The sequence below is a fragment of the Rhizobium sp. LARHSG275 genome, assembly GCF_052871115.1.
In genome coordinates, this window is sequence record NZ_JBIXJN010000005.1 from 169637 (window position 1) to 182238 (window position 12602).

12 protein-coding genes are annotated in these 12602 nt (G+C 61.3%); 7 read left to right on the forward strand and 5 right to left on the reverse strand.

From position 1 onward, the window contains the following. Window positions 1-54 precede the first annotated feature (54 nt). From paoC to paoA, 3 genes are read right to left on the reverse strand one after another with little or no spacing between them, the layout of a single operon-like run. The gene (gene paoC / locus ACIPSK_RS07955; protein WP_446532821.1) at window positions 55-2253 is read right to left on the reverse strand and encodes an aldehyde oxidoreductase molybdenum-binding subunit PaoC; all 2199 of its coding nucleotides are present in this window, start codon (window positions 2251-2253) and stop codon (window positions 55-57) included. 3 nt (window positions 2254-2256) lie between these two features. Next, a complete protein-coding gene (locus ACIPSK_RS07960; RefSeq protein WP_446532822.1) occupies window positions 2257-3207 on the reverse strand; it encodes an FAD binding domain-containing protein in 951 nt (316 codons plus the stop codon). Next, window positions 3204-3851 (reverse strand): aldehyde dehydrogenase iron-sulfur subunit PaoA, encoded by a 648-nt coding sequence (gene paoA / locus ACIPSK_RS07965; RefSeq protein WP_222313342.1) that lies wholly within the window; start codon window positions 3849-3851, stop codon window positions 3204-3206. The genes ACIPSK_RS07960 and paoA overlap by 4 nt, the downstream gene beginning before the upstream one ends. 234 nt (window positions 3852-4085) lie before the next feature. Between paoA and ACIPSK_RS07970 the strand changes: the two genes are divergently transcribed. After that, window positions 4086-4952 (forward strand): creatininase family protein, encoded by an 867-nt coding sequence (locus tag ACIPSK_RS07970; RefSeq protein ID WP_446532823.1) that lies wholly within the window; start codon window positions 4086-4088, stop codon window positions 4950-4952. Here the strand turns inward: ACIPSK_RS07970 and ACIPSK_RS07975 are convergent. Further along, the gene (locus ACIPSK_RS07975) at window positions 4915-5904 is read right to left on the reverse strand and encodes a LysR substrate-binding domain-containing protein (protein WP_170255580.1); all 990 of its coding nucleotides are present in this window, start codon (window positions 5902-5904) and stop codon (window positions 4915-4917) included. The genes ACIPSK_RS07970 and ACIPSK_RS07975 overlap by 38 nt on opposite strands. 183 nt (window positions 5905-6087) lie before the next feature. Here ACIPSK_RS07975 and ACIPSK_RS07980 point away from each other — a divergent pair, with 183 nt between their 5' ends. The 6 genes from ACIPSK_RS07980 to ACIPSK_RS08005 all read left to right on the forward strand — a co-directional run bounded on the left by ACIPSK_RS07980 (window position 6088) and on the right by ACIPSK_RS08005 (window position 12149). Beyond that, window positions 6088-7104, forward strand: coding sequence for an ABC transporter substrate-binding protein (locus ACIPSK_RS07980; RefSeq protein ID WP_170255579.1), 1017 nt, complete (start codon window positions 6088-6090; stop codon window positions 7102-7104). A gap of 76 nt (window positions 7105-7180) precedes the next feature. Further along, on the forward strand, window positions 7181-8005 hold the full coding sequence (locus ACIPSK_RS07985; RefSeq protein ID WP_162115836.1) for an ABC transporter ATP-binding protein: 825 nt from the start codon (window positions 7181-7183) through the stop codon (window positions 8003-8005). Further along, a complete protein-coding gene (locus ACIPSK_RS07990; protein WP_446532824.1) occupies window positions 8005-8847 on the forward strand; it encodes an ABC transporter permease in 843 nt (280 codons plus the stop codon). The genes ACIPSK_RS07985 and ACIPSK_RS07990 overlap by 1 nt, the downstream gene beginning before the upstream one ends. Continuing rightward, the gene (locus ACIPSK_RS07995) at window positions 8847-10160 is read left to right on the forward strand and encodes a cytosine deaminase (RefSeq protein WP_446532825.1); all 1314 of its coding nucleotides are present in this window, start codon (window positions 8847-8849) and stop codon (window positions 10158-10160) included. Before ACIPSK_RS07990 ends, ACIPSK_RS07995 begins: the two co-directional genes overlap by 1 nt. 1 nt (window position 10161) lies before the next feature. After that, window positions 10162-11571 carry an FAD-binding oxidoreductase gene (locus ACIPSK_RS08000; RefSeq protein WP_162115839.1) on the forward strand — a complete coding sequence of 470 codons (1410 nt, stop codon included), beginning with the start codon at window positions 10162-10164 and terminating at the stop codon, window positions 11569-11571. Then, window positions 11568-12149, forward strand: a complete 582-nt coding sequence (locus ACIPSK_RS08005) for an NAD(P)H-dependent oxidoreductase (RefSeq protein WP_162115840.1) — start codon at window positions 11568-11570, stop codon at window positions 12147-12149. The genes ACIPSK_RS08000 and ACIPSK_RS08005 overlap by 4 nt, the downstream gene beginning before the upstream one ends. On the opposite strand, the gene ACIPSK_RS08010 is transcribed toward ACIPSK_RS08005, so the two are convergent. Further along, on the reverse strand, window positions 12146-12535 hold the full coding sequence (locus tag ACIPSK_RS08010) for a RidA family protein (RefSeq protein WP_162115841.1): 390 nt from the start codon (window positions 12533-12535) through the stop codon (window positions 12146-12148). The two genes, ACIPSK_RS08005 and ACIPSK_RS08010, sit on opposite strands and share 4 nt — an antisense overlap. Between the last annotated feature and the right edge of the window lie 67 nt (window positions 12536-12602).

Sequence of the window (12602 nt, forward strand, 5' to 3'; positions counted from 1 at the left end):
GGAAATCCTACAGGAATTAGCGGCGGTCCGGCTTTCGGACCGCCGTCGACGTGATCAGGCCACGTCCGGCAAGCCGCCGATCAGCTTGTCAAGCGTCAGCGGGTAGTGCCGAACCCTGACGCCGGTCGCATTGTAAACGGCGTTGGCAATCGCTGCCGCGACGCCGCAAAGGCCGAGTTCGCCGACGCCCTTCGCCTTCATCGGCGATGACATCGGATCGGTCTCTTCCATGAAGATCACCTCCTGGTGCGGAATGTCGGCATGCACCGCCACTTCGTAGCTGGCGAGGTCGTGATTGACGAAGAAGCCACGACGGGTGTCGACCGCCAGTTCCTCGGACAGCGCGCCGCCGGCCCCCATCGTCATTGCGCCGATGACTTGGCTGCGGGCAGTGATCGGGTTGAGGATGCGACCTGCCGCGCAGACTGCAAGCATCCTGCGGATCCGGCTTTCCCCAGTGGCAATGTCGACGCCAACCTCCACGAAGTGCGCGCCGAATGTCGATTGCTGATGCGTCTCGGTGAGATCACCCCACTTGATCGTGTCCTCGCCGACAAGGCCATCCGGACCGGCGGCCTCGGCAAGAGGCACCGAACGATTGCCCGAGCGGACCTCTCCGTTCTCGAAGACGATGTCTTCGGAATTGAAGCCGAGCTTCTTGGCAATGGCTTCACGCAGCTTGACGCAGGCTGCATAGACGCCAGACGTCGAAGAGTTCGCACCGAACTGTCCGCCGGAGCCTGCCGAAACAGGAAAACGCGAGTCGCCGAGTTGGACAGCAACCTTGTCGATCGTGACCCCCATCATCTCGGCCGCCGTCTGGGCGATGATCGTGTAGCTGCCCGTGCCGATGTCGGTCATGTCGGTTTCAACCGTCACGACGCCTTCTTGGTCGAGCTTCACCCTTGCTCCGGAAGGAAGCACGAGGTTGTTGCGGAAGGCAGCGGCTACGCCCATGCCGACCAGCCAGTTTCCCTCCCGTTTGGAACCTGGTCTTCCCCGTTCGCTCCAGCCAAACCGCTCGGCACCGAGCTTGAGGCAGCCGATGAGATTGCGCTGGGAAAAAGGCCGCTCCGGCTTCTCCGGATCGACCTGCGTATCGTTGACGATCCGAAACTGCACGGGATCGATACCGACTTTTTCGGCAATCTCGTCGATGGCGATTTCGAGCGCCATCAGTCCGGGGGCTTCGCCCGGAGCGCGCATGGCGTTGCCCTCTGGAAGGTGAAGTGTCGCCAGCCGCATCGCGGTCATGCGGTTCGCTCCGGCATAGAGAAGACGGGTCTGATTGACGGCGGTCTCAAGCTGACCGCCGGGTTGGTCGCCGGACCAACTTTCGTGCGCAATGGCGGTTATCTTGCCGTCACGCTCGGTTCCAATACGGATCCGCTGGATTGTCGCCGGCCGATGAGTTGTGTTGTTCGGCATGAGCGGTCGTGGAAGAGCGACTTTGACCGGCCGCCCGACCGCCTTTGCTCCGAACGCGGCGAGCACGGCGTCGGCTCGCAGGAAGAGCTTGCCGCCGAACCCGCCGCCGATGAACGGCGACATCAGATGGACCTTTTCCTTGTCGATGCCGAGTGTGGTCGCCAGATCCGTGCGCCACCAGTCGATCATCTGACTTGACGTCCACACCGTCAGTTCATCGCCGCTCCAGGCAGCGATGGAAGCATGCGGCTCCATCATGGAATGGGATTGGTCGGGCGTCGTGTAGGTCGCGTCCAGAGTGACGGGCGCTGACCTGAAGGCAGCCTCGAAATCGCCGACTGCGGTATCGGGCTGCTGCGATTGGTCCGGCTTGACGGCTTTATCCTTTGCCTGGCCGAGATCGTACACACCCTTTTCTTCAGCGTAATCGACCTTGACCAGAGCGGCTGCGGCACGCGCCTGCTCGAAACTCTCGGCAACGACGACGGCGACTATCTGGTGATAGTGCTGAACCTCGTCGCCACCGAAGAGCTTGGCGGTGTTGAACTTGCCCTTCTTCCGTTCGCCGACGTCGAGTGTCGTCACGACGGCAAGCACACCCGGAGCCGTGTTGGCGGCGGAAACGTCCATGGAGGTGATGCGGCCCTTGGCGATGGCCGCGCCGACGGGATAACCATAGGCGTAGCGCATATTCGGATCGTGCCACTCATAAGCATACATTGCCCGGCCCGTCGTCTTGAGCTGGCCGTCGATGCGGTGGATCGGCTGTCCGACGACCTTCAGATTGTCGATCGGGTTGGTTGTCGCTGGCGTATCGAACTGCATGGCTCAACCCCTTGCTTCGGCAATGACGGCGCCGAGCGTGCGCTCGACCAGATCGACCTTGAAACGGTTCTGTTCGGTCGGATGGGCATCGGCGAGAAGAACGCCTGCCGCCGCCCTCGCGCCTTTCGGCAACTCGGCTTCGGCGGCCTCGACGCGCCATGGCTTGTGGGCGACGCCGCCGACGGCGATCCGTCCTGTGCCGTCCGATTGGATTACGGCTCCGACCGAGACGAGTGCGAAGGCATAGGAAGCGCGGTCTCGGACTTTACGATAGATGTGCTTGCCGCCGAAAGGCGGCGGTAGCAGCACCGCCGTGATGAACTCGCCGCGCTCAAGGACAGTTTCGATATCAGGCGTATCGCCCGGCAACCGATGGAAGTCGGCAATCGCAATCGCGCGGCGACTGCCGTCGGCCTTGACGGTTTCCACAACAGCATCGAGCGCCCGCATGGCGATGGCCATGTCACTCGGATGCGTGGCGATGCAGGATTCGCTGGTGCCGACGACGGCATGCTGGCGGCTGAAGCCGCCGATGGCGGAACAACCGCTGCCGGGCTGCCGCTTGTTGCACGGCTGGTTCGTGTCATAGAAATAGGGACAGCGCGTGCGCTGCAGGAGGTTGCCGGCCGTCGTCGCCTTGTTGCGTAACTGCCCGGAGGCGCCCGCAACCAGCGCCCTGGAGAGCAGGCCGTAGTCACGGCGAACGGTCTCATGGGCGGCAAGTTCGGTGTTGCGGACCAAAGCGCCGATGCGCAGCCCGCCCTCCGGCGTGGGCTCGATCTTGTCGAGGCCGAGACCGTTGACGTCGATCAGGTGCGTCGGCGTCTCGATCTCGAGCTTCATCAGGTCGAGGAGGTTGGTGCCGCCAGCGATGAATTTTGTTTCGGGATTGGAAGCGGCCGCCTTGGCCGCGGCCTCGACGGACGAGGCGCGTTCGTAGGTGAAGGCTCTCATGCTTTTATCCCCGCGACTTCCGAAATGGCATCGATAATGTTGGAATAGGCGCCGCATCGACAGATGTTACCGCTCATGCGCTCGCGGATCTCGGCCGGAGTGACAGCCGCCTGAGCCGTAAGATCGCCGGTGACGTGGCTCGGTATGTTCGCCTTGATCTCCTCGAGCACGGCCATGGAGGAACAGATCTGTCCCGGCGTGCAGTAGCCGCACTGGAAGCCGTCATGCTTGACGAAGGCCGCCTGCATTGGATGAAGGTTTTCAGGCTGGCCGAGGCCTTCGATCGTGGTGATTTGATCGCCTTCGTGCATCACCGCCAGCGTCAGGCAGGCGTTGATGCGGTGGCCGTCGACCATCACGGTGCATGCACCGCATTGGCCGTGGTCGCATCCCTTTTTCGTGCCTGTGAGATGCAGGTGCTCGCGCAGCGCGTCGAGCAGCGACGTTCTGTTGTCGACCTCGAGATCGCGGTTCTCGCCGTTAACCGCGAAAGAAACTTTCGATGTATAGGCCATGTCATTTCCTGGGGACTGTGCCGCCGCGGGCGCAGCGGCTCCGGTCACCGCAATCGTTGCGGCCGACGAGATAAGTAGATCTCGACGGGAAAGTTCCAGTTGTGTCTGGCTTGGCATGAACAGTTCCACCTTGCTCGTTGGACATAGGCGCGCGTCGACGCCGTTTGCTGAGGTAGTGCAACTCCGCCGTCTGATTAGTCCCTTTCCGTTGCATACGGTTATCGATCTAGCTCATGAATTCCCCGAGCCGCGGCCATACGATGCTGCGAACCATATATTCAGTAAAGTTGGCTTGGATGCTGAAGCGCCCGCGGAGTAACGGCCGCCGATGCGCGCGAAAAAAAGCAGCGCCATGCGCAAAAAATGATGCTTTTCCGGCTTATCTTTATTCCCTACTCCCTATCGAAGCAGGTGACGAAAAGGGATGACCGCATGCCCACGCCGTTTTACTGGAACGAGCTCAACACATATGATTTTGCCGGCCTCTCTCCCGAGACCACGGTTGCCATTCTGCCTATCGCCTCGACGGAACAGCACGGCCCGCATCTGCCGATCGCAACCGATGTCGCGATCGCGACTGGCATGCTGGCGGAGTTGAGGCGGCAGCGGCCGGAGGATCTGGACATCCTGGTCCTTCCGACACAGGAGATCGGCAAGGCCAACGAACACATCTACGGCCCCGGCACGCTGTCGCTAGGTGCCGAGCTGCTCATCCCAGTCTGGACGGCGATCGGCGCAAAGGTTGCCGAAGCCGGGCTGCGGAAGATGGTGATCGTCAACTCCCACGGCGGCAATGTCGACATCATGAGCATCGTCGCGCGCGAACTGCGCGTGCGCCATCAAATGGCGGTGGTCTCCACCCAATGGGGCCGTTTCGGTCATCCGGAAGGCATGGTCAGCGATCACGAGAGCAAATACGGCATCCACGGCGGCGATGTCGAGACGTCGTTGATGCTCAACTTCCGCCCCGAACTGGTGCGCATGGACAAGGCCCAAAACTTTGCCTCGAAGGCCAAAGGGATGCGAGAGCAATCGAAATTTCTTCAGCCTCTGCCGCCGCATTCGCTGGCCTGGATCGCGCATGACCTCAATCCCTTCGGCGTGGTCGGCGATGCTTCGATCGCCACAGCCGAAAAGGGCGAGGCGATCTGCCGCCATCAGGTCAAGGGGTTTGTCGAGCTGCTCCAGGATCTCAAGGCCTATCCGCTTTCGAATCTCTATGTGAAATAGGCTCAGCCGCGGGTTTCACATCCGGTGGGATATGACCCTTGGCCTGCAATTCCTGCACCAGGCCGAGCAGTTCGGCGAGCAGATATTCGACGAAAAGGCTGGTGGCCGCGTCGAGGGGCGCGCGGGCACGCGCAAACAGCTTCATCTGCTGGTAACGCGCATGCGGCTCGGCGATCGGCCGGAAGACGAGTTCACCGCGCCGGCATTCGGTGATGACGTCGAGCGGATTGAGCAGCGTCAGCCCTGTGCCGCATTTGACCAGCTGTTTCAGCATCTCCGATGCATTGGTTTCCAGCACCGGCTCGACCGAGATGGGCAGGCGCGCAAAAGCAAGGTTGATCACCTCGCGCAGGCTGGTGCCCGGCTGCGCCAGAACCAGTTTTTCCTGGGTGACATCGGCAAGGTTGATCGGCCCGGGGCCGATGAGTTGATGCCCCGGCGGCAGCACGACACCGATCGGGATATCGAAATTTCCGAGCGTGCGGATGCCGGGCATGGCGGGGATGTTGAAGCCGAGACCGATATCCACCTCGCCTGATACAACAGGGTTGGCCGTCGTGCCGCCGGTATCGTTGCGCAGCTGGATGAAGACGCGCGGATGCTCTGAAAGAAAGCGCGCGATGATTTCGGGCAGCGGCCCGGCGGCAAGCCCAACGGTCGTCACCATGCGCACCTTGCCTGCCTGCTGCATCTTGAGGCTGCGGATGCGCCCCTCCAGGCGCTCGTAATTCTTCAGCACGTCCCGAATATGCTCGATGCAGAGTTCGCCGGCAGCCGTGAGCCGCAGGCCACGCGGCAGCCGCTCGAAAAGCGGCGCCCCGATCTCCTCCTCCAGCGCCAAAATCTGCCTGTTGACCGCCGACGACGCGACGTTGAGGCGCGCGGCCGCCTTGCGGATCGAACCGCAACGGGCGATCTCGTTGATGTAAAGAAGGCGTCTGGAGTGCAACATGATCTCTCCAATGCATAAATTTTGCGCAGGGCGCACAAATTATCTTCAGCTTTCCCAGAGATGCCGAAAAGGCATCAATGCGCACGAATTTTGATGCTTTTCAAAGCGCATGGCAATGGCTCAAATTCCCTCAAAAGGGGGCTGAGCAAGGCTTCCCTCGGCTCAAAAGGGGAACTGCCAACCATGTTGAAAGCACAGACGAAGATGCAATTTCTGCGCTGCCTCGGCCTCGCCTCGGTGCTTGCCGCCGCCTCGCCGGCGCTCGCCCTCGACAAGGTGAGCTACGGGACGAACTGGCTTGCCCAGGCGGAACATGGCGGCTTCTACCAAGCCGTTGCCGACGGCACCTATGCAAAATATGGCCTCGACGTCACCATCGTGCAGGGCGGCCCGAATGCTGCAAACAGCGCGCTGCTGATCTCCGGCAAGCTCGATTTCTACATGGGCGGTCCGCAAGGAGAGATATCCGCCGTCGAACAGGGCATTCCGCTGGTCGATGTCGCCGCGATCTTCCAAAAGGATCCCCAGGTGCTGATCGCCCATCCGGATAACGGCATCGACAAGTTCGAGGATCTCGCCAAGCTGAAAACGCTATTCCTCAGCAAGGACGGCTATCTTACCTATTTCGAATGGATGAAGGCCAACTTCAAAGGCTTCAAGGACGAGCAGTACAAGCCCTATAACTTCAGTCCCGCCCCCTTCCTTGCAGACAAGGACTCCGCCCAGCAGGGGTATCTGACCTCCGAACCCTACGAGATCCAGAAGCAGGCAGGCTTCGAACCGAAGGTCTTCCTGCTCGCCGACAATGGCTACTCGCCCTATTCGACGATGATCACGACGACGCAGACAATGATCGACGGCAAACCCGACGTCGTGCAGCGCTTCGTCGATGCCTCGATCGAAGGCTGGTACAACTACCTCTACGGCGACAACACCAAGGCGAACGAACTGATCAAGAAGGACAATCCTGAAATGACGGACGGCCAGCTCGCCTACTCCATCGCCAAGATGAAGGAATATGGCATCATCGAATCCGGCGACAGCCTCGACAAGGGCATCGGCTGCATCACCGATGCGCACTACAAGACGTTCTTCAACGAGATGGTGGCGATCAAGGTCTTCAAGCCGGAGACGGACTACACCAAAGCCTTTACGACGAAGTTCGTCTGCAAGAGCACCGGCGTGGCACTGAAGAAGTAGGCCGACGACTGACGGCTCTCCTGGTCCGCCATCGAGGATGTGGCGGGCCGTATCCTCCCGCATGAACGAGACAGCAATGCTCCCAGCAAACGCCCAGGCGGTATCCCCGAAAGAGACGCGCAAGCGGCCGCTTGTTGTCATGCAGTCGGTCTCGAAGGTCTTTTCCAGCGGCACTGCCGCCCTTTCGAACATGTCGCTCACGGTCGAAAGCGGCGAGTTCGTCAGCCTGCTCGGCCCTTCCGGATGCGGCAAGTCGACGGCGCTGCGCATCATAGCCGGTCTCGGCGATGTCACCTCGGGAACGATCGACTGGCCGAGTTCGCGCATCAATTCCAGAGGTCTGCCGGAGGGCGATATCGGCTTTGTCTTCCAGGAGCCGACGTTGATGCCCTGGAAGAACGTGTTCGACAATGTCCATCTGCCGCTGAGGTTGAGGCGCGTTTCGAAGGCAGCCACGCATGATCAGATCATGGAAGTGCTGACCACCGTCGGCCTTCAGGATTTTGCCAAGGCCTATCCGCGCGAACTTTCCGGCGGCATGAAGATGCGCGTCTCGATCGCCCGTGCGCTGGTGACGAAGCCGAAGCTGCTGCTGATGGACGAGCCTTTCGCCGCGCTCGATGAGATCACCCGCCAAAAGCTCAACGACGACGTGCTGCGGCTGTGGAAGGCGAGCGGCATTACGGTGATTTTCGTGACGCATTCGGTCTTCGAGTCCGCCTATCTCTCGAACCGCATCGTCGTGATGAAGGCAAGGCCCGGGCGCGTGCATGCCGACGTCCCGCTGATCACCAGCCTCGAACGCGACGCGCACTACCGCACCTCGGAAGAATACCGCAAGGCCTGCGAAACGGTATCGCATTCGCTGATCGGGGCGATCAATTCGGCAGGGGATCATTGATGAGTGACGAAACAGACACATCGCCGCTGCTCGTCAAGGGTACCGCAAGCGCAAGGCGCCGCGATCTTGCGCTGCGCATCGCCATCCCCTTCCTCGTCATCGCCCTGATGATCCTCCTCTGGTACGCCTATGTGAAACTGTCGGGCGTCCCGCCCTATATCCTGCCAGGACCGGCCGCTGTGGCAAACGCCTTCGTGACGGATTGGGGTACGCTTGCCCCTGCCCTCTGGGTCACCACAAAGATCACCTTCATCTCACTGATGCTGGCGCTTGTCGGCGGCGTCGGCTTTGCGATCTTTCTCGTGCAGTCGCGCTGGGTCGAGCTTGCCTTCTATCCCCTTGCCGTCATCCTGCAGGTAACGCCAATCGTCGCCATCTCGCCGCTGATCCTGATCTACGCGCCCTCCACGCAGGTTGCGCTGCTGATCTGCGCCTTCCTCGTCGCCTTTTTCCCGATCCTGTCGAACATGGTCCAGGGCCTGAAGAGCGTCGACCACAATCTGATCAACCTCTTTGAGCTCTACGGCGCCTCGCGCTGGCAGACGCTGCTCTTTCTCAAACTGCCTGCCGCCCAACCCTATTTCATGACCGGTCTTCGCATCGGCGGCGGCCTGGCGCTGATCGCCGCCGTCGTCGCCGAATTTGCGGCGGGCTCTGCCGGTGCCGGCTCCGGTCTCGCCTTCCGCCTGCTGGAAGCACAGTACCGGATGAACATACCGCGGCTCTTTGCGGCGCTGTTGATGCTCTCCATGCTTGGGGTGGCGATCTTCGGCCTCACCACCTTCATCGCCTGGCTGAGCCTTCATCGCTGGCATGAAAGCAGCGTCAAACGGGAAAACTGATGACCTATTCCTTCATATCCCCGCCGAATGCGGCCCGCTTCGTGCTGAGCAATGCGACGGTGCCCGCCATCACCGTCGAGCATGTCGACGTGCCGGTCACGGAAGGTCTGGCCACGGTCGATATCGTCATCAGCGACGGCACGATTGCCGCCATCCGGCCGGCCGGCGCCGCACCCGCCGATTACGCCAGGACCGATCTTAAGGACGGTATGGTCTGGCCGTGCTTTGCCGATATCCATACCCATCTTGACAAAGGCCATATCTGGCCGCGCCAGGCCAATCCCGACGGCAGCTTCATGGGTGCGCTCGATGCCGTCAGGGCCGACCGGGAAGCCAACTGGTCAGCCGCAGACGTCAAACGGCGCATGGAATTCTCGCTCCGCTCCGCCTATGCCCATGGCACCAGCCTGATCCGCACGCACCTGGATTCGCTTGCGCCCCAGCATCGCATCTCCTTCGAGGTTTTTGCCGAAATCCGGGATGTCTGGAAGGACAGAATTGCGCTGCAGGCGGTCGCCCTCTTCCCGCTGGATGCCATGGCAGACAGCGCCTTCTTTGCCGATCTCGTCACAACAATCCGACAGAACGGCGGCCTGCTTGGCGGCGTCACCCGGATGGGGCCGGAGCTTGTCTGGCAGCTCGACACGCTCTTCAGGACTGCCGCAGAGCAGGGCCTGGATGTCGATCTGCATGTCGACGAGACGGATGATCGCGGCGCGGAAACACTGAAGGCAATCGCCGAGTCCGTGCTGCGCAACGGGTTCGAGGGCAAGGTGACCGCCGGTCATTGCTGCTCGCTCGCCCGCCAGGACGAAGACACCGCCGCGCGCACCGTCGAGTTGGTCGCTAAGGCAGGCATCGCGGTCATCTCACTGCCGATGTGCAACATGTATCTGCAGGATCGCTCTGCCAGCCGCACCCCGCGCTGGCGCGGCGTCACGCTGTTCAAGGAACTGGCCGCCGCCGGTGTCGCGACCGCGGTCGCATCCGACAATACCCGCGACCCCTTCTATGCCTATGGCGACCTCGATCCGGTGGAGGTCTTCCGCGAGGCCGTGCGGATTCTGCATCTCGATCACCCACTCGATACCGCCGCCCGTGTCGTCACCACCTCGCCCGCCGCCATCGTCGGACGGCCGGACAAGGGCCGCATCGCCGCCGGCGATCCGGCCGATCTCGTGCTCTTCAGCGCGCGGCGCTGGAGTGAATTCCTGTCCCGTCCGCAGTCTGACCGCGTCGTGCTTCGCCGCGGCAAGGTGATCGACCGCAGCCTGCCGGATTACCGTGAACTCGATAACGTCGTTGGAGCCTGACATGGCCGATTATCAGAAGATCAAAAAGGAACTCGAAGGCATCGCCGTTGAGGATAATCCGGCGCTAGTTCGCCAGAAGAGCCGGGATTTCTACTGGTATTCGCCTGTACTCAAAGCCCAGCTCGACAATGTGACGGCCGATGTCGTCGTCACGCCGAAGACCGAGGAAGAGGTCATCCGGACGCTGAAGGTCGCCTATGCCCATGGCGTTCCGGTGACGCCGCGTGGCGCCGGCACCGGCAATTACGGCCAGGCCATGCCGCTTTCCGGCGGCATCGTGCTGAACCTTGCCGCCATGGACAAGATCAAGGAGATCCATCCCGGCCGCGTCATCTGTGAACCCGGCATCGTGCTTGCCCAGCTCGACAAGCAGACCAAGGCCCATTCCGGCCAGGAGCTGCGTTTCCATCCCTCCACCGCGCAGACGGCGACGGTCGGCGGCTTCATCGCCGGCGGCTCGGGCGGCGTCGGCTCGATCACCTGGGGCGGCTTGCGCGACCTCGGCAACATCCTGCGCCTGCGCGTCGTCACCATGGAAGCCGAACCGCGTGTCCTCGATCTCACCGGCTGGGATCTGCAGAAGGTGAGCCACGCCTACGGCACAAACGGCATCATCACCGAGATCGAGATGCCGCTTGCACCTGCCTATGACTGGGTCGATGTGCTCGTCGGTTACGACGACTTCATGGAAGCGGTGCGCTTCTCAGACGCACTGGCGAAATGCAACGGCATCCTCGTCAAGGAGATCGCACCGATTGCCGCTCCCATTCCTTGCGACTATTTCACCCGCCACAAGCCCTACATCCGTCAGGGCCAGTCGATCGCCGTGCTGATGATCGCGCCGCACTCCATGGATGCTTTTCTTGCCTTCACAGCGGCGCAGAAGGGCGAGATCATGTTCCGCTCCGACAAGGTGGAAAGCATGCGCGGGATCCCGCATGCCTATGAGCTTGCCTGGAACCACACGACATTGCGTGCGCTGAAGGTCGACCCGAGCTTCACCTATCTGCAGGTGCAATATCCGGGGCCGGATCATGTCGCCAAGGTTCGGAAGATGGTCGAAATCTTCGGTGACGAAGTTCCGGGTCATCTCGAATTCATCAAATTCGACGGACAGATCCAGTGCTCCGGGCTGCCGCTGGTGCGCTATACCACCGAGGAGCGGCTGGAGGAGATCATCAAGATCCACCAGGACAATGGATGCCCGATTTTCAACCCGCACCGCTATACGCTGGAAGAAGGCGGCATGAAGCGCACCGACGCGGTGCAACTCGCCTTCAAGCAGGAAACCGATCCGAAGGGCCTGCTCAATCCCGGCAAGATGATCGCATGGGATAATCCCGATTTCGATTTCAACGCCGGCAAGAACTATCTCTTCCCCGGCCTGGCGGCCCTGATGGAGGCCTCATGAGGGTTCTCGTCCTCCACTCTCACCCGGTCGAGGAAAGTTACGGCAAGGCGCTTTACCGGCAAACCATCGAGAGCCTTGAGAAGGCCGGGCATGTTGTGGATGGCTGCGACCTCTATGAAGAGCAGTTCGATCCGGTGCTCTCGCGCCACGACCGGCTCGTCTATCACGACTATCCGGAAAATCTGAAGCTGGTGGAATCGCATGTCGACCGGCTCAAAGCGGCCGAGGGGCTGGTGATCTGCACCCCGATCTGGAATTTCGGCTTTCCGGCAATCCTGAAGGGATATTTCGACCGCGTCTGGCTGCCGGGCGTTTCCTTCGAGCTGGTCAACGGCAAGGTAGAATCGCGGCTACGCCACATCCGCAAGCTCGCAGCCGTCCTGACTTACGGGGCAACGCCGTTCAGGGCTTTCGCCGCCGGCAACCCGCCGAAGAAAATCGTCAAGCGCGTACTGAGGGCGCAGATCAATCCGCTAAGGCCGGTGACGTTCCTGGCCCACTACGACATGAACAATTGCACGCCGGAGACGCGCGCAAAATTCCTCGCCCGCGTCGGAGACGCGATGGAGCGCTTTTAGAAGATTTTCGCGGCTGTCACCTCGACCTCGACCAAGAACTCAGGGCGCGTAAAGCCGCCGATGACGAGCAAGGTGGAAACCGGCTTCGGATCGAGCGTATAGCGATCCCGTACAGCCATATAGGCCGGGAAATCTTCGCGGCGGGTGACGAAGCCCGAAATGCGGATGACGTCGGCAAAACTCATTTCCGCCTCCTCGAGGATCGCCTTGATCGCCTCGAAGCAGAGTTCCGCCTGAGCAGTGATGTCGGTCGGAACAGTATCGTCGAGACCGATACCGAGCTGGCCCGACGTGACGAGCAGCGCGGCGCCCGGCGGCACCAGCAGGCCGTGATTGTAATTTCCGAAAGGCCGGCGCACCGAGGTCGGATTGAAAGTCTTTTTCATCGATCTGAGAATTTCCCGAGGGCTGCAGATATCGAGCCTACAGGATGCGGCGGGATATGAGAATATC